The organism is Bradyrhizobium sp. B025, from assembly GCF_042257955.1.
In the GTDB taxonomy this organism is placed as follows: domain Bacteria; phylum Pseudomonadota; class Alphaproteobacteria; order Rhizobiales; family Xanthobacteraceae; genus Bradyrhizobium; species Bradyrhizobium diazoefficiens.
Genome location: NZ_CP170150.1, coordinates 8386775 through 8402629 on the forward strand (window position 1 = coordinate 8386775; position 15855 = coordinate 8402629).

The following is a 15855-nucleotide window of genomic DNA, read 5'->3' on the forward strand; positions in this document are numbered from 1 at the left end:
AAGTCTTGACATTGCAATTAGCTGCGAACCCGGCAAATAACGGAGTGCGACCTCTGCACCTGAATGGCACACACATGGCTATGAGCGACATTATCAGCAACAAGTTGCAGGAAGCTTTCACGCCGGAAAGCCTGCAGGTTGTCGACGAGTCACATCTGCATGAGGGCCATGCCGGCCATCGGCCCAGCGGCGAGACGCACTTTCGCGTTTATATTGTGTCTCAAGCCTTCAAAGGGAAGAGCCGGGTCGATCGCCACCGCATGATAAATGCGGCGCTGGCCGCGGAACTCTCCGGCAGCGTGCACGCGCTCGCCATCCACGCGCAGGCGCCGGGGGAAGGGTAGCCCAGTCATTCCGGGGCGATGCAAAGCATCGAACTACGGGGCGCAATTGCGCCCCTGAGAATCTCGAGATTCCGGGTTCGCCCTTCGGGCGCCCCGGAATGACGATGCAAGTCGGCAACGTAAGCAGAACTAGAACGACGTCCCCGCCCTTCTCGGCTTGGCTTCCTCCATCTCGGCCTCGCGCGGCACCGGTGAAATACGGAGCGCGGTGATGCGGTTGCGTTCGCGGCGCAGGACGCGGAAGCGGAAGCCGTGAAACGTGAAGCTCTGGCCGCGATCGGGGATCGAGCGGGCCTCGTGAATGACGAGGCCGGCGACCGTGGTTGCCTCTCCATCGGGCAGATGCCAGTCCATGGCGCGGTTGAGATCGCGGATCGGCACCGAGCCGTCGACCACGACCGAGCCGTCCGGCTGGGCGCGCACGCCGGCGACCACGACGTCGTGCTCGTCGGAGATGTCGCCGACGATCTCTTCCAGAATGTCCTCCAGCGTCACGAGACCTTCGACTTCGCCGTACTCGTCGACGACGAGCGCGAAATGGGTCTTGCGGCGGCGGAACGCCTTGAGCTGCTCGGACACGGGGCGCATCTCCGGCACGAACCAGGGCGGCAGCGCGATGGTGGAGACGTCGATGCGCGAGGTGTCGCCTTCGGAGGCGCGGATCGCGCGCAAGAGATCCTTGGCGTGGAGCACGCCGATGATGTTTTCCGGCTTCTCGCGCCAGAGCGGAATGCGGGTGTATTCGGTCGCCAGCACCTCGCGCAGCAGCTCCTCCGGCGGCAGGTCGGCGTTGATCATCATCATCTCGGTGCGATGGATCATGACGTCGGAAACCTGGAGCTCGCGCAGGTCGAGCAGGCCGCCGAGCATGTCGCGGTCCTGCTTCTCGAACTTGCCCTCGTGATGCAACAGGTCGACCGCGCCGCGCAGGCGCTCGGTCGGCGACAGGATGGCTTGGTGCTCGCCGGCAAGGCCGAACAGGCGCATCAAGAGGCGCACGATGACTTCGACGATCTTGAGGAGCGGCCCCAGCACATACATGGTCAGCCGCATCGGGCGCGCGACCGCAAGCGCCATGCGGTCGGGCGCGTTGATGGCGATGGTCTTGGGCAGCACCTCGGCGAAGATCACCACCAGCGCGGTCATCACGCCGGTGGCGTAGAGCACGCCGACATCGCCGAACCAGGACGTGAAGATGGCGGTGGCGAGCGCGGAGGCGCCGATATTGGCGATGTTGTTGCCGAGCAGCAGCGCGCCGATCAGGCGCTCGCGCATGTCGAGCAATTGGGAGACGACGTCGGCGTCGTGATTACCCTGCTTGGAGAGCCGCAGCATGCTGGCGCGCGAGGCGCCGGTCAGCGCGGTCTCGCTCGCCGCGAAGAACGCCGAGACCAGCAGGCAGAGGACGACGATGGTGAATCCGAGCCAGTCCATGCACCACTCGAGTTTCTTGTCTTGACGCGTTTTCCTTGCGCGAACCGGTCCCCACTTCGCTCGAAAACGCTTTCACGAAATTCAGCCGCGCATCAGGCCTTCTGCGCGAGCTTCTCTTTCAGGAAGTCGCGCACCGGGGCCGGCTCGACGTCCTTTGCGATCACGGCGCGCCCGACCGCCTCCAGCAGGATGAAGGTGAGCTTGCCGCGCTTGACCTTCTTGTCCTGCGCCATCAGGGCCATCAGCGCGTCGGCATCGGCAAGCCCTTCCTGCGAAAAGCCCGCGATGTCCTGCAAGCGGGTCGGCAGGCCGGCCTCGATGAGATGCCGCTCGACGCGCGCCGCGTCGGCCTCGCCGATCATGCCGAGCTTGGCCGAGAACTGCGCCGCCAGCGTCATGCCGATCGCGACGCCCTCGCCGTGGAACAGACGGTCGGAGAAGCCGGTCGCAGCTTCCAGCGCGTGACCAAAGGTGTGGCCGAGATTGAGCAGCGCGCGTTCGCCGGTCTCGCGCTCGTCGCGCGAGACGATTCCGGCCTTGGCACGGCAGGAGGTGGCGATCGCGTGCTCGCGCGCTGATCCGCCCTTGAAGATGTCGGAATGGTTCTTTTCCAGCCAGGTGAAGAAGGCCTCATCGCCGAGCACGCCGTATTTGGCGACCTCGGCATAGCCGGCGTGGAACTGGCGCGGCGACAGCGTGTCGAGCACGGCGGTGTCGGCGATGACCAGCACCGGCTGGTGGAAGGCGCCGAGCAGATTCTTGCCCTGCGGCGAGTTGATGCCGGTCTTGCCGCCGACGCTGGAATCGACCTGCGCCAGCAGCGAGGTCGGCACCTGCACGAAATCGACGCCGCGGCGCAGGATCGCGGCGGCAAAGCCGGCGAGATCGCCGACCACACCGCCGCCGAGCGCGATGACGAGATCGTTGCGCTCGATCTTCGCGGCGATCAGGGCTTCGCTGACCTTTTCCAGGCCGGCATAGGTCTTGGAGATCTCGCCTTCCTCGACGACGATGCGCGACGTCGGGATGCCGGCGGCCGCGAGCGATGCTTCGGCCGGCTCGAGCCAGTGCTTTGCAACGGTACGGTCGGTGACAACAGCCGTGCGCACGCCTGGGCGCAGCGCTGCGACCCGTTCGCCGAGCGAGGCCAGCACGCCGCGGCCGATGACGATGTCATAGGCGCGGTCGCCGAGCGCGACGTCGACGTTGACGGGATCGGAATGTTTCAACGGCGCAGTCATCGTACGGCACTCGCAACGTCGGCAGGTGGTTGGGCGGCCTGTTCGCCGCAGAGATGGGCGCGCAGCGTCTCGATACACTCCTCGACGATCTTGTCGTGCGGCACGTCGCGCGAGGCGATGGTGAGGTCGGCATGGCTGTAGACCGGCTCGCGCTCGGTGAGCAGGCGCGTCACGGTTCCCTCGGGGTCGGCGGTCTGGAGCAACGGGCGGTCGGCGCGGCGGCGGACGCGGCGCATGATGACGTCGTGGTCGGCCTTCAGCCAGATCGAGACCGCCTTGGCCGCGATGCGTGCGCGCGTCTCCTCGCGCATGAAGGCGCCGCCGCCGGTCGCCAGCACCACCGGGCCGCCGTCGAGCAGGCGCGCGATCACGCGGGCCTCGCCGTCGCGGAAATGGCCCTCGCCATGGCGCTCGAAAATCTCCGGTATGGTCATGCCGGCCGCCGCCTCGATCTCGGTGTCCGCATCGACGAAGGGCAGCTTGAGCCGGGCCGCCATGCGGCGGCCGATGGTGGATTTGCCCACCCCCATCATGCCGACGAGCACGATCGAGCGCGCCCCGAGCGCCGACAGGATGTCGGCCTCAGGCGATGCTTGTATCGGCAACGCGGCGTCGGACATGGGTCTCGCTCTGGATCTCGCTCGATCTGCCGCCAAAAACGGCCTGCTTTGGCCACCTATACGACCCCAAAGGGGGCCTCGCCAGAGGACTCTTGCCACGAAACGGCGAACATGTTGGATGATTTCATTGGTTAATTTGCCTGCCAAGTCCCCTACAGAGACCCCAGACCGATGCCCAGCCTGTTCCGCTTCCTGACGGTCGTCGCCGTGATCGCCGGCATCGTCTATGGCGTGATTTTCGCGCTGGCGAACTTCGTCAATCCCAAGCCGCGGGAAATGTCGGTGACGATCCCGCCGGATAAGTTTCTCAAGAAATAGGGGTTAGCCTCCAGGGCATGCGTGCAAAGCCCTCAGACGCCAAGCTCACCGGCCTGTTCCTCGACATGCTCGCGGCGGAACAGGGCGCCGGCCCCAATACGCTCGATGCCTACCGCCGCGACCTCACGGACTTCTCCGAGTTTCTGGGCCGCGTCGGCCACAGTTTTGCGGACGCCGAAACCCAAACGCTGCGCGACTATCTCGCCGATCTCGACACGCGTGGCTTCAAATCCACCAGCGTCGCGCGCCGCCTGTCGGCGATGCGGCATCTCTACCGCTTCCTGCTGAACGAGCGGATTCGCGGCGACGATCCCGCCGCGATCCTGTCCGGCCCGAAACGCGGCCGCGGCCTGCCAAAGGTGCTGTCGATCGCGGATGTCGACCGCATGCTCCGCCGCGCCAGGGAATTGAGCGAGGCGGAGGATGCCTCGCCCTCGAAGCGGCTGCGCGCCTTGCGGCTCTATTGCCTGCTCGAGGTGCTCTACGCCACGGGCCTGCGCGTCTCCGAGCTGGTGGCGCTGCCGCGCACGGCGGCCAAGCGCGACGCCCGCATGATCGTCGTGCGCGGCAAGGGCAACAAGGAGCGACTGGTGCCGCTGAACGAGGCCTCGCGGCAGGCGATGGCGGATTATCTCGCCGCGACCGAAGCCGCGAAATCCGACAAGAAGACCAGCGTTGCCGCCTCGAAATGGCTGTTCCCCTCCTTCGGCGAGAGCGGGCATCTGACCCGGCAGCATTTCGCCCGCGACCTCAAGGAGCTCGCGGTCGCCTCCGGGCTTCAGGCCCGGCTGGTCTCCCCGCACGTGCTGCGCCACGCCTTTGCCAGCCACCTCCTGCACAACGGCGCTGACTTACGCATCGTGCAGACCCTGCTCGGCCACACCGACATCTCGACCACCCAGATCTACACCCATGTGGTCGAGGAGCGGCTCAAGAGCCTGGTGCGCGACCTGCACCCGCTGGCGGAGAAGTAGGCCTGCCGCAGCCGAAACCGCCTTGACTTCGGCCACATCTCCGCAGAAAGAGCCGTGGCCTCACGATTGAATTGGCGGGCTGCCCAGAAGCCCACAAGCCAACTCATTGAAGAGGCTACACTTCTTTCCCCAGGTCCGAAATCGCTTCGCCGCCTCGCCCCGTCCTCCCTATATTGAGTTGATGCAAGACCAGATGCGCAGCTATCTCGACTTCGAAAAGCCCGTCGCCGAGCTCGACTCCAAGGTCGACGAGCTGCGGACGCTCGCGGCCTCCGGGACCGACATCACCGACGAGATCGGGCGGATCGAGGACAAGGCGGCGCAGGCGCTGGCCGACCTCTATACGAACCTGTCGCCGTGGCAGAAGACGCTGGTCGCGCGTCATCCGCAGCGGCCGCATTTCAACGACTTCATCAAGGGCCTGATCACCGAATTCACGCCGCTCGCCGGCGACCGCAAGTTCGGCGAGGACGAGGCCCTGGTCGCCGGCTTCGGCCGCTTCCGCGGTGAGCCGATCTGCGTGATGGGCCAGGAAAAGGGCGATTCCACCGAGAGCCGCATCCGGCACAATTTCGGCATGGCGCGGCCCGAGGGCTATCGCAAATGCGTGCGGCTGATGGAGATGGCCGAGCGATTCGGCCTGCCGGTGCTGTCGCTCGCCGATTCCGCCGGCGCCTATCCCGGCATCGGCGCCGAGGAGCGCGGCCAGGCCGAGGCGATCGCGCGCTCGACCGATGCGTGCCTGTCGCTGGGCGTGCCGAACGTCGCCATCATCACCGGTGAAGGCATGTCGGGCGGCGCCATCGCGATCACCACCGCCAACCGGGTGCTGATGCTGGAGCACGCGATCTACAGCGTGATCTCGCCGGAGGCCGCCTCCTCCATCCTCTGGCGCGACGGCACCAAGGCGCAGGAAGCCGCCAACAACATGAAGATCACCGCCCAGGACATGCTCCGCTTCGGGGTGATCGACAGCATTTTGAAGGAGCCGGTCGGCGGCGCCCACCGCGACCCCGCCGCCATGATCGCCACCACGGGCGAGGCCATCGCCAAGGCGTTTGACGAGCTCCGCGGCCTCGACGGCGACGCCATCCGCAAGCAGCGTCGGCAGAAATTCCTCGATATCGGCCGGAAACTGGGCTGATTCGGGCGGCCTCGACGTCGTCATTCCGGGACGATGCGAAGCATCGAACCCGGAATCTCGAGATTCAGGATCCGCCCTTCGGGCGCCCCGGAATGACGGTTGGAGCCCGGTAACCCCGCATTAACCCTTTTTTTGCCCAAATCGGCGATCTGAGTCCCAATTGGGCCGGAAGGCCCAAGTAAGGCCCAAAGTCGCGTCCATTTAGTCTCTGTTGACCATGCTACTGGGCCAACGGGCTCGTGATCCCCGCTCGGGTTGCGACCACATGACCCAGAGGTTAGAATTTTAATCAATGGCTTCAGGGCACAAGCGCTGGAGCGTGGTTTGAAAAAGCCCGTCACGACGGGTCCGGATCTCCGGTCGGATCATGCTCCAAAGAATTGGGGTTCGCGCTCTCTGCCCGGCACGGTGTGGGGTCCATCTTGATTTCTCGTTCGCTTGCTCGCGCGCTCTTGGCTTCGGTTGCGCTGCTGACGGCCAGTGTCCTGCTGGCCGGCTGCGACACCGACCAGGTTTCGCTCGCGACCAACGCCAAGGCCAACCAGCCGGTGCCGCCAAAGCTTCTCGCCGCGATGGTCGAGAAGGACATGGATCTGCAGTCCCCGATCCTGGTCCGCCTGTTCAAGCAGGAAGCCGAGCTCGAAGTCTGGAAGCAGACCCGCAACGGCCAGTTCGCGCTGCTCAAGACCTATCCGATCTGCCGCTGGTCGGGCGATCTGGGTCCGAAGGTGCGCGAAGGTGACCGCCAGGCGCCGGAAGGATTCTACTCGATCAATCCGGGCCAGATGAATCCGCAGTCGGCCTATTACCTCTCGTTCAACACGGGCTATCCGAACGCGTTCGACAAGGCTTTGGGCCGTACCGGCTCGCAGCTGATGGTGCATGGCGATTGTTCTTCGCGCGGCTGTTACGCCATGACGGACGAGCAGATCGCGGAGATCTATTCGCTCGGCCGCGAGTCCTTCTTCGGCGGCCAGAAGGCGTTCCAGCTGCAGGCCTATCCGTTCAAGATGACGCCGGTGAACATGGCCAAGCACCGGAACAATCCGAACATGCCGTTCTGGAAGATGATCAAGGAAGGCTATGATCATTTCGAGGTGACGCGGCAGGAGCCGAAGGTCGATTTCTGCGAGAAGAAGTACGTCTTCGACGCAGCGAAGACGCCCGATGCCAAGCGCGATCCGGTGTTCGACGCCTCGGCAAAGTGCCCGGCCTATGTGATCCCCGAGGACATCGCGAGCGCCGTGCGCGAGAAGGACGCGCGCGACCAGGCCGAGTACGCCAAGCTCGTCGCCAAGGGCACGCCGGTGGCGCGCATGAACACCGGCATCGACGGCGGCATGAACAAGATCTTCGCCGCCAAGATTCCGGAAGGCTCGACCGGCCTGTCGGAGGGCGCCGAAGGCACCACGCTGCAGATGCTGGCAATGGCGAAGGCGCCGGGCACGATCCCCGGCCACGTCAATCCGCCGAAGCCGAATTTCGACGCGGCCGCTCCCTCGCCGCAGGAAGAGCCGGTCGTCGCCGTCAGCGCGCCCGCGACCAGCACGCGCGTCGCGGCCGCCGCGCCCGCCGAGAAATCCCAAGAGAAATCCCAGGGCGGCGGCTTCTTCTCCAACCTCGGCCGCAAGATGGGCCTTGGCACCGCCGACACGACGGCGACCACGCCTCCGCCGTCACAAGCCACGGCGTCCGTGGCCCCGGCCACAACGTCCACGACGCCGCCGACGGCAGCGTCCAGGCTGAAGGCCGCAGTCACCCGGTTCGTGCCGGGACATGACAAGTCCAAGGATGCAGCGAAGGACGCGCCGAAGCCGGCTGTGGCCGCCGCCAAGCCGGCAGAGCCGGTGAAGCCCGACACGCGCCTCGCCGCAACGCGTCCTGCGCTGAAGCCGTCGGTGTCGGATGGTGCGGGTGACAGCGGCCAGATGGCAGGCGCGGCACCTGTGGTGTCGTCGAACTCGTTCGACAGCCGGTTTGGGGCGGTGAAGTAAGCGCGCGGCCTCTCCGCGCGTTCTCTCCGGTCCATTCCAGCCTGACGCCGTCATTCCCCGCGAAGGCGGGGAATCCAGCATTCCAGAGGCACCAATTAGCGATCGAGAAGCCGCGGCGTACTGGATGCCCCGCCTTCGCGGGGCATGACAGGTGAGGTGGGACGAGAGTACCGCGCCTCACTCGCAGGTGAGCAGCGCTACTTTACGGCGCCAGATACCGCAGCAGTTCCGGATTGCCCCTCACCTCGCCCGCCTCGCCCTGCAGCGCGACCCTTCCGCGATCCAGCACGTAGGCATAATCGGCAACGCGGAGTGCGAGGTCGAGGTGCTGCTCGACGATGATGACGGCGATCTCTTTCGCGAGCTCGATCAGGCGCTCGGTGATCTCCTCGATGACGCCGATCCAGACGCCTTCGGTGGGCTCGTCGAGCAGCAGCAGTTTTGGATCCCCTAACATGGCACGGCCGATGGCGAGCATCTTGCGCTCGCCGCCGGAGAGCGTGCCGGCGGGCTGGTCGAGGCGCTGGCCGAGCTTCGGGAAGATGGTCAGCACGTGATCGACTGCGTCGGCCTTGCTGCTCGCGAGCGAGCCGACCGCGAGATTGTCGCGCACCGACAGGCGCGCGAACACCGAATGCTCCTGCGGGACGTAGCCGATGCCGGCGCGCACGCGCTCCTGGGTCGCGCGGCGGCTGATGTCGCGGCCGTCGAAGGCGACCTCGCCCTTCCACGCCGGCAGCTCGCCGACGATGGTCTTCATCAGCGTGGTCTTGCCGGCGCCGTTGCGCCCGAGCACGGCGACGCCGCCGCGCCAGGGAATGCCGAGGTTGACGTCGAACAGGACCTGGCTGCGGCCATAGCCGGCGTCGAGATGCTTGATGTCCAAAAATTCAGGCACGGCGCAGATAGATCTCCTGGACGGATTTGTTGGCCTGGATCTCGGACACGGTGCCTGACGCCAGCACCTTGCCCTGGTCGAGCACGGTCAGGCGATCGCAGATGTCGCGGATGAAATCGAGATCGTGCTCGACGATGACGAGCGAGCAATGTTTCTTGATCGGCTGGAGCAATTCGCCGGTGACGCGGCGCTCCTCGAGGCTCATGCCGCCGGTCGGCTCGTCCAGCAGCAGGAGCTTTGGTTTTCCGGCAAGCGCCATCGCGATCTCCAGCCATTGCTGCTGGCCGTGCGACAGCGCCGCCGCCGCGTCGAAGGCGCGGTCGGCGAGACGAAACTGCGTCAGCATGGTCATGACCTGGTCGTGCAGCGCGCCGCGCGTGCGCGAGAACACGAGGTCGAGCAGCGAGGATTGCGCCTGGAGCGCGAGCAGGATGTTGTCGTACAGCGTCAGCGTCGGCAGCACGCTCGTGATCTGGAATTTCAGGCTCATGCCGGCGCGGGCGCGCTCGGTCGGCGTGAACGCGGTGATGTCGGTGTTGATAAAACTCACCTTGCCCTGCGTCGGCACCTCGGCGCCGGCAATGCACTTCATCAGCGTGCTCTTGCCGGAGCCGTTCGGACCGATCAGGCCGTGAAACTCGTTCTCGCCGACGGTGAGGGCTGCGCCGTCGAGCGCGGTGAGCTTGCCGAAGATCTTTTGGATGCCGGCGGCCTCAAGGAGCGGCATTGCGCTTCTCCTTTGGCGTGGCACCGAAGCTGCCGACACGCTCGCGCTCACCGAGCGCGAAGCTGATCAGGCCGAGCGGCCGGAACAGGATCACGAGCAGCAGCAGCAAGCCCAGGATGATAGGCCAGATGTCACGATAATTGTCGGACAGCCAGAAGCTGACGCCTTCGACGATGATCGCGCCGATGACCGCGCCGATCAGCGTGCCGGGGCCGCCGAACAGCACATAGAGCACCACCTGTGTCGAGACGACGACGCCGACCATGTTGGGCCAGACGAAACCTTCGTGGAAGGCATAGAGGCTGCCGGCAAGGCCGGCGACGCCGCCGCCGATGGTGAAGATGATCGCTTTCAGATGCTGCGCCTTGTAGCCGAAGAAGGCGATACGCTGCTCGTTCTCGCGCAGGCCCGCCAGCGCGAGGCCAAACTGCGAGCGCACCAGGAAGCGGCAGAGCAGGTAGACTACGACGAGGATGCCGAGCACGAGATAGTAGAAGGCGGGCCCTTCCGAGAATTCGTAACCACCGAGCGTCATCGGCGCGATCGAGGGAATACCGTTCTGGCCGCCGAGATAGTACCAGCCGCGCGCGAGGCGGTCGGCGGCGTAGGAGCCGGTGAGCGTGCCCAGCGACACGAAGATCACGCTGGAGGGATGCCGTCCCAGCAGCAGGAAGCCGCCGAGCAGCAGCGCGAAGGTGAGGCCGATGATGGTGCCCGCGGGGAGCACCAGGAAGATGTTGGTGATGTCGAGGTCGCGCGCGAGCAGCGCCACGCCATACCCGGCCGAGCCGAAGAACAGGGCCTGGCCAAAGCTCATGATGCCGGCATAGCCCCAGACCAGATCGAACGACAGGGCGAACAGCGCGAGGATGATCACGCGCGTCGCGAACACCGTGAGATAGTCCTGCAGCACCAGCGGCGCGAGCAGCGCGGCGACGAGCACCACGCCCTCCACGATCGGCAGGACTCTTCGTCCCGCCGCGACCTGTCCCGCCGCTTCGCGTTCAGCCATCGCATCGTCCGCTTCGTCGCCGGCGATGGCTTCCCTTACCACACTCATCGACTTCGGCATTCCGCCTCAGCATTCCTTGGGATCGACGAGCCCGTCGCTGCGTCCGACGATCTCGTAGTTTCCGCCCTTGGCGACCGCGGTGTACATCTTCATCTTGCAGTGCCGCTTGCCCGGCACCATTTCGGCAGGTCCGCCGGGACCTTCGGCGATCTTGGCGTGGTCGAGCGCGGCGGCGACCGACTCGCGGTCGAGCTTGCCCGCTTCTTTCACCGCCGCTTCCCACAGCTTGAGGCCGCGATAGGTGCCGGTGGCGGCGCTGCCGGCGGCGAACAGGAAGTTGCCCGGAAAATCCTTCTCGTAGGCCGCCAGGATTTTTGCGTCGAACGGGTTCTCCTTGGTCAGCACCTTGAAATAGTCGAGGCAGCTCGCGAGGCCCTCGATCTCGCTCGCCTGATTGATGTTGAGCGTGTTCTCGTCATAGTAGACGCAGGCGAGACGGCCGCCGTTCTTGAGGAAGCCCGCTTCGTAGAGCTGCTTGAAGAACGGGCCGACGCCGGGCGGAATGACGGTGTTGAAGACGACGTCGACCTTGTTGGAGATGATGCGGTTGACGGTCGAGGAGAAGTCGACCTGGTCGAGTGGATAGTACTCCTCGAACACGACCTCACCGCCGTTGGATTCGATCACCTTGCGGGCATAGACGTTGAGCGTATGCGGCCAGACATAGTTGGCGCTCGGCAGCGCGAATTTCTTGCCGCCGTTCTTGATCAGCCAGGGTATGAACTCGTCGCATTGCTGCGCCGGCGTCGGGCCGGTGCAGAACAGATAGGGCGTGCACTCCTTGCCTTCGTAGAGCTGCGGATAGATGTAGAGCGTCTTGCCGCGCGCCACGATCGGGTCCTTGATCGCGTTGCGCATCGAGGAGGTGATGCCGCCCAGCACCATGTCGACCTTGTCGCGCTGGATCAGCTTGCGCACGTTGCCGACCGCGACGGATTCGTTCGACGCGGTGTCCTCGATATAGAGCTCGAGCGGACGGCCGAGCATGCCGCCGGCGGCGTTGATCTCCTTGATCACCATTTTTGCGACGTTGGCGTCGGCATTGCCGGCGTACGCAATTGGGCCCGTTAGATCTGTGGCGATGCCGACCTTGATCGGGGCTTCGGCCGCATTGGCCCAGGGGGCCGGGATTACCCAGCTGCCGACGCCGGTCGCGACCGCGCCCGACGCAAAGGCGAAATTGGAGAGGAAGCGGCGGCGTGAGAGCTGCGTACGATCGAACATATGACTAAACCCCTTTGCCAGCGATGAGGCCCTGCGGCCGGAATTTGATGAAGATAATGGCGAGCACAAAGACGAGGACGTCGGCGACGACGGGCGCCATCACCCAGGGCAGCGCGGCACTCAGCGTGCCGATGACGCCGGCACCCGCCACCGGCCCGATGAAGGAGCCGACGCCGCCGACCATGACCGCGACAAAGCCCTGGATCAGGAAGCGCAGGCCGAGATCGGCGAACAGGCTGAAGACAGGCACGATCAGCGCGCCGGCAAGGCCGGCGAGCGCCGCGCCGAAGGCAAAGGTGGCGCCATAGATCAGCGGCGTGGAGATGCCGGAGGCGCGCGCCAGCGAGGGATTTTCCAGCGTGGCGCGGACGCGCAGGCCGAAGCTCGTGCGAGAGAGCAGGAGATAGCAGCCACCCATCACCAGCAGCGTGATGACGATGATGGTGAAGCGCCAGGCCGAGATGTGCATCGCGCCGATGTCGATCGAGCCGCCGATCGGCTCGGGCACGGTGAGATAGAAGCCGCCGATCAGGCCGCGCACGGATTCGCGGATGATCAGGCCCAAGGCGTAAGTGCCGAGCATCGCCACGATCGGCGCGGCGTAGAAGCGGCGGATGATCAGCGCCTCCAGCACGAAGCCGAGCGCGCCGACCACGAAGGGCGCCGCGACCATGCCGGCCCAGATCGGCAGGCCCCTGGCGTAAGCGAGGTAGGTGATGTAGGCCCCGAGCAGGACGAACTCTCCTTGCGCGAAGTTGAAGATGCCCATCATGCTGGCGATGATCCCGAGCCCCAGCACGATCAGGACGATGATCGCGCCGAAGCTCAGGATCTCGAACGCCGCGACGAACGCGTTAGCCATGCGTTGGATTCTTGTTTTTGCGCGTTTTCTTGACGCGAACCGGTATCCACTTCGCTCGAAAACGCTCTGGTCCGTCCGTCTGCATCGACGCCTCGCTCACATCTTCTTCCAGTCGCCGATCTGCTCGAAGGCGTGCGCGGCGCGATAGATGGTCGATTCCTCGAACATGCGGCCGACCAGCATCAGGCCGACGGGCAGGCCGTCGACCATGCCGCAGGGCAGCGACATCGCGGGATGATGGGTGATGTCGAACGGCGCGGTGTTGCCGATCATCTCCAGCGCACGGGCGACGTAATCCTCGCGGCTGGCATTGGGCTCCGGCAGCTTGGTTGCCTTCATCGGCGTCGTCGGCAGCAAAAGCAGATCGTAATCCCCAAACGCCTTGTCGTAGGCGGCGGTCAGCCTGCGGGAGATATTGAGCGCCTTGCCGTAGAAGCGTGGACCGAAATTGTTGTTGATGTAGGTGCCGAGCATCATGAACAGCTTCGTGGTCTCGGACAGCGAGTCGGCCTGCCGGCGCCAGCCGCGATGAAAATCCATCAGCGAGGTCGAATAGAGATCGCCGCGGCTGAGGCCGTAGCCGTCGCCGAACATCATGGTCTGGGTCAGGCCTTCGGTGCCGATCGGGGTCCAGATCGCGCCGCCCAGGAGATGCATCGGGATTGAGACCGTCTCTACGGTGGCGCCAAGATCCTTGAAGCGCTTTGCCGCCTCGCGCACGCTTTCATTCACCGCGGCTTCTGCGACCGGCTGCTCAAAGCCTTCCTTGAGAATGCCGATCTTCATGCCCTTGACGCCCTGGCCGAGCGCCTTGGTGTATTCCTCGACCTTCGGAGCCTTGATGCGCGGATCGTAGCCGTCATCGCCGGCGAGCACTTCAAGCAGCAGCGCGTTGTCAGCGACGGTCGCGGTCATCGGACCGGTATGGTCGACATAGATCTCGATCGGCATGATCCCGGTGTAAGGCACGAGGCCCCAGGTCGGCTTCATGCCGTAAATGCCGCAGAACGAGGACGGCATGCGGATCGAGCCGCCCTGATCGCCGCCGATCGCCATGTCGACCTCGCCGAGCGCGACCACGACGCCCGAGCCTGACGACGAGCCGCCGGCCGAGTACCCCATCTTGTGCGGATTATGCACGGGCCCGTAAGAGCCGGTATGGCTGCCGCCGGACAGGCAGAAGTGCTCGCAATGCACCTTGCCCTTGATCTCGGCACCGGCATCCAGCATGCGCGTGACGATGGTGGCGTCGAAATCGGGCACATAGCCTTCCAGCGTCGACGAGCCGTTGGTCATGGGCACGCCGGCCAGCATGATGTTGTCTTTCAGCGCGACGGTCTTGCCCTTGAGCTTGCCGCCGGCGGCGCCCTTCACCGTCGACTTGCGATACCAGGCGTTGCGCGGGTTCTCCTCGGGCGAGGGCCGATAGCCCGGCGTGCGTGGATATTTCACCTCCGGTACCTCGTCCGGCATCGCGGCAACGAGATTGTAGGCTTCGATCGAGCCCTGCATCAGGCCGCGGAACGAGGCGACGTCGTCGTCGGTGAGCGAAAGGCCGCACTGCTCGGCGACGCTGCGAAGTTGGGCGGGCGTGGGAAGGACAACTGTCACGGCGCTCTCCTTGAGGTTTCTTGATCCCTGGCTTTGGATGGAGGCCGCTCGCTCGCGCCTGCACGGCGCGAGCCAGCCGGCTTCGCCTCGATATTACAGACGGAAATATTTTCCTTTTCAAGTATTATTTCGAAGCTCGGCCGTGACGGACGAGCGGCCGGATCTCAGAGCGTCTTGATGAGTTTGAAGTCAAGACCGTCCGCTTCGGCAAGATACATCGGCATCTCGGCGCGGCCATCGCGGATGGTGACGGGTCCGCGGCCCGCCGAATAGACGGTGTTGCGCGCGGCCTTGAGCAGCGGGCGAAAGGCCAGCGAGCCGGCGCGGTTGGCCACGGATTCCAGGAACCGCAACCCCTCATAATTCGACTGGCCGACCGAGCCGACCGGCGGCGCGTGCGGGCCGAACATGGCCTGATAGCCACTTAGGAACTCGTCGTTGGCGCGCGAGGCCATGCAGTTGAAATAACCGGAGGCGCAGAACAAATTCTCGGTGTTGTCGGCGCCGATGCCGAGCAGCACGGTCTCGTCCATCGCGCCCGCGAGCCGCAGCGTCGAGGTGGCAAGCCCTGCCTCGGCGAAGGCACGGTTGAAGGTGATGCTGTCGGTGCCGATCAGCGAGATCAGCACCACGTCCGGCTTGGCAGCGTGGATGCGCGCCAGATGCGCCTCGTGATTGTCCTCGCCGACGGGAACGAACTCCTCGCCGACGACTTGGCCGCCGGCCTCCTTGATGTAGCGCTTCACCGCGCGATGCGACTGCCAGGGCCAGACATAGTCGCTGCCGATCAGATACCAGCGAGCCGCCTTCTTGACGTCGGCCAGCCAGTGGATGGCGGGGCGGCTCTGCCAGCGCGGCGTCTCGCCGATCGCCATCACGCCCGGCGTGCGCTCGCCGCCCTCATAGACCGGCGTGTAGATGTAGGGGATGCGATTGCCGGTGACCTTGCGCAGCGCGACGCGGACCGCGCTGATATGCGAGCCCATGATGAGGTCGACCTCGTCGAAGGCGATCGCCTGCTCCGCGCGCTGCACCACCTCGTCGATCGGGCCGCCGGAATCGTAGATCGACAGCTCCAGCTCGCGGCCCAGAATGCCGCCGCGCTTGTTGATCTCGGCGACCGCCAGCATCGCGCTGTTGGTGGAGGTCGGGCCCCAGATCCCGGGCGAGCCGGTGAAGGTGAGGAAATTGCCGATGCGCAGCTTGTTGCGCGCACCACGGCGCTTCATGAAATGCGCGTCAACCGGAGACAGGTCGAAGTCGGCCGCCGACGACGACAGATTCCTGAACAGCAAGGACGGCGGCAACGCCGGGCCGCCGTGAGCCGGGAAGTTTACCGTCGCGCGCACGCCAACTCCTGTCTGGCACCAGACCTGAAAGCACATTGAGCAG

At 65.2% G+C, this 15855-nt stretch carries 15 protein-coding genes; 5 read left to right on the forward strand and 10 right to left on the reverse strand.

Annotation, left to right across the window (positions count from 1 at the left end; genetic code table 11):
• The first annotated feature begins 74 nt into the window (after nt 1-74).
• Nucleotides 75-344 carry a BolA family transcriptional regulator gene (locus tag ACE10W_RS39775; RefSeq protein ID WP_304549316.1) on the forward strand — a complete coding sequence of 90 codons (270 nt, stop codon included), beginning with the start codon at nt 75-77 and terminating at the stop codon, nt 342-344.
• A gap of 129 nt (nt 345-473) precedes the next feature.
• Here the strand turns inward: ACE10W_RS39775 and ACE10W_RS39780 are convergent, their stop codons facing one another.
• From ACE10W_RS39780 to ACE10W_RS39790, 3 genes are all read right to left on the reverse strand, one after another.
• Complete coding sequence (locus ACE10W_RS39780) at nt 474-1778, reverse strand: HlyC/CorC family transporter (protein ID WP_011083018.1); 1305 nt, start codon at nt 1776-1778, stop codon at nt 474-476.
• Between the two features lie 92 nt (nt 1779-1870).
• On the reverse strand, nt 1871-3019 hold the full coding sequence (aroB, locus tag ACE10W_RS39785; RefSeq protein WP_028175816.1) for a 3-dehydroquinate synthase: 1149 nt from the start codon (nt 3017-3019) through the stop codon (nt 1871-1873).
• The gene (locus ACE10W_RS39790; protein WP_028175815.1) at nt 3016-3639 is read right to left on the reverse strand and encodes a shikimate kinase; all 624 of its coding nucleotides are present in this window, start codon (nt 3637-3639) and stop codon (nt 3016-3018) included. Before ACE10W_RS39790 ends, aroB begins: the two co-directional genes overlap by 4 nt.
• 171 nt (nt 3640-3810) lie before the next feature.
• Between ACE10W_RS39790 and ACE10W_RS39795 the strand changes: the two genes are divergently transcribed.
• The 4 genes from ACE10W_RS39795 (at nt 3811) to ACE10W_RS39810 (ending at nt 8069) form a co-directional block, all read left to right on the forward strand.
• Nucleotides 3811-3957: a hypothetical protein gene (locus ACE10W_RS39795; RefSeq protein ID WP_011083021.1), complete on the forward strand. Its 147-nt coding sequence runs from the start codon at nt 3811-3813 to the stop codon at nt 3955-3957.
• Between the two features lie 17 nt (nt 3958-3974).
• A complete protein-coding gene (xerD, locus tag ACE10W_RS39800) occupies nt 3975-4931 on the forward strand; it encodes a site-specific tyrosine recombinase XerD (protein WP_028175814.1) in 957 nt (318 codons plus the stop codon).
• Between the two features lie 181 nt (nt 4932-5112).
• On the forward strand, nt 5113-6075 hold the full coding sequence (locus ACE10W_RS39805; protein ID WP_011083023.1) for an acetyl-CoA carboxylase carboxyltransferase subunit alpha: 963 nt from the start codon (nt 5113-5115) through the stop codon (nt 6073-6075).
• A gap of 422 nt (nt 6076-6497) precedes the next feature.
• A complete protein-coding gene (locus ACE10W_RS39810; RefSeq protein WP_162185884.1) occupies nt 6498-8069 on the forward strand; it encodes a murein L,D-transpeptidase family protein in 1572 nt (523 codons plus the stop codon).
• A 202-nt stretch (nt 8070-8271) separates the two neighbouring features.
• On the opposite strand, the gene ACE10W_RS39815 is transcribed toward ACE10W_RS39810, so the two are convergent.
• From ACE10W_RS39815 to ACE10W_RS39845, 7 genes are all read right to left on the reverse strand, one after another.
• Entirely contained in the window at nt 8272-8967 is a 696-nt protein-coding gene (locus ACE10W_RS39815; RefSeq protein ID WP_028175811.1) for an ABC transporter ATP-binding protein, read from the reverse strand.
• Nucleotides 8960-9694 carry an ABC transporter ATP-binding protein gene (locus ACE10W_RS39820; protein ID WP_028175810.1) on the reverse strand — a complete coding sequence of 245 codons (735 nt, stop codon included), beginning with the start codon at nt 9692-9694 and terminating at the stop codon, nt 8960-8962. The genes ACE10W_RS39815 and ACE10W_RS39820 overlap by 8 nt, the downstream gene beginning before the upstream one ends.
• Nucleotides 9681-10766 carry a branched-chain amino acid ABC transporter permease gene (locus tag ACE10W_RS39825; protein ID WP_304549319.1) on the reverse strand — a complete coding sequence of 362 codons (1086 nt, stop codon included), beginning with the start codon at nt 10764-10766 and terminating at the stop codon, nt 9681-9683. Before ACE10W_RS39825 ends, ACE10W_RS39820 begins: the two co-directional genes overlap by 14 nt.
• A gap of 6 nt (nt 10767-10772) precedes the next feature.
• Nucleotides 10773-11990, reverse strand: a complete 1218-nt coding sequence (locus ACE10W_RS39830; RefSeq protein ID WP_304549321.1) for a substrate-binding protein — start codon at nt 11988-11990, stop codon at nt 10773-10775.
• Between the two features lie 4 nt (nt 11991-11994).
• Nucleotides 11995-12852, reverse strand: coding sequence for a branched-chain amino acid ABC transporter permease (locus ACE10W_RS39835; RefSeq protein ID WP_304549322.1), 858 nt, complete (start codon nt 12850-12852; stop codon nt 11995-11997).
• A 96-nt stretch (nt 12853-12948) separates the two neighbouring features.
• Nucleotides 12949-14463, reverse strand: a complete 1515-nt coding sequence (locus ACE10W_RS39840; RefSeq protein WP_304549324.1) for an amidase — start codon at nt 14461-14463, stop codon at nt 12949-12951.
• 164 nt (nt 14464-14627) lie between these two features.
• Nucleotides 14628-15812, reverse strand: a complete 1185-nt coding sequence (locus ACE10W_RS39845) for a substrate-binding domain-containing protein (protein ID WP_028175807.1) — start codon at nt 15810-15812, stop codon at nt 14628-14630.
• Between the last annotated feature and the right edge of the window lie 43 nt (nt 15813-15855).

Coding starts and splice junctions, on each gene's coding strand:
- ACE10W_RS39775 (WP_304549316.1), top strand. CDS start 75: ATGGCTATGAGCGACATTATCAGCAACAAGTTGCAGGAAGCTTTCACG.
- ACE10W_RS39780 (WP_011083018.1), bottom strand. CDS start 1,778: ATGGACTGGCTCGGATTCACCATCGTCGTCCTCTGCCTGCTGGTCTCG.
- aroB (WP_028175816.1), bottom strand. CDS start 3,019: ATGACTGCGCCGTTGAAACATTCCGATCCCGTCAACGTCGACGTCGCG.
- ACE10W_RS39790 (WP_028175815.1), bottom strand. CDS start 3,639: ATGTCCGACGCCGCGTTGCCGATACAAGCATCGCCTGAGGCCGACATC.
- ACE10W_RS39795 (WP_011083021.1), top strand. CDS start 3,811: ATGCCCAGCCTGTTCCGCTTCCTGACGGTCGTCGCCGTGATCGCCGGC.
- xerD (WP_028175814.1), top strand. CDS start 3,975: ATGCGTGCAAAGCCCTCAGACGCCAAGCTCACCGGCCTGTTCCTCGAC.
- ACE10W_RS39805 (WP_011083023.1), top strand. CDS start 5,113: ATGCAAGACCAGATGCGCAGCTATCTCGACTTCGAAAAGCCCGTCGCC.
- ACE10W_RS39820 (WP_028175810.1), bottom strand. CDS start 9,694: ATGCCGCTCCTTGAGGCCGCCGGCATCCAAAAGATCTTCGGCAAGCTC.
- ACE10W_RS39825 (WP_304549319.1), bottom strand. CDS start 10,766: ATGCCGAAGTCGATGAGTGTGGTAAGGGAAGCCATCGCCGGCGACGAA.
- ACE10W_RS39830 (WP_304549321.1), bottom strand. CDS start 11,990: ATGTTCGATCGTACGCAGCTCTCACGCCGCCGCTTCCTCTCCAATTTC.
- ACE10W_RS39835 (WP_304549322.1), bottom strand. CDS start 12,852: ATGGCTAACGCGTTCGTCGCGGCGTTCGAGATCCTGAGCTTCGGCGCG.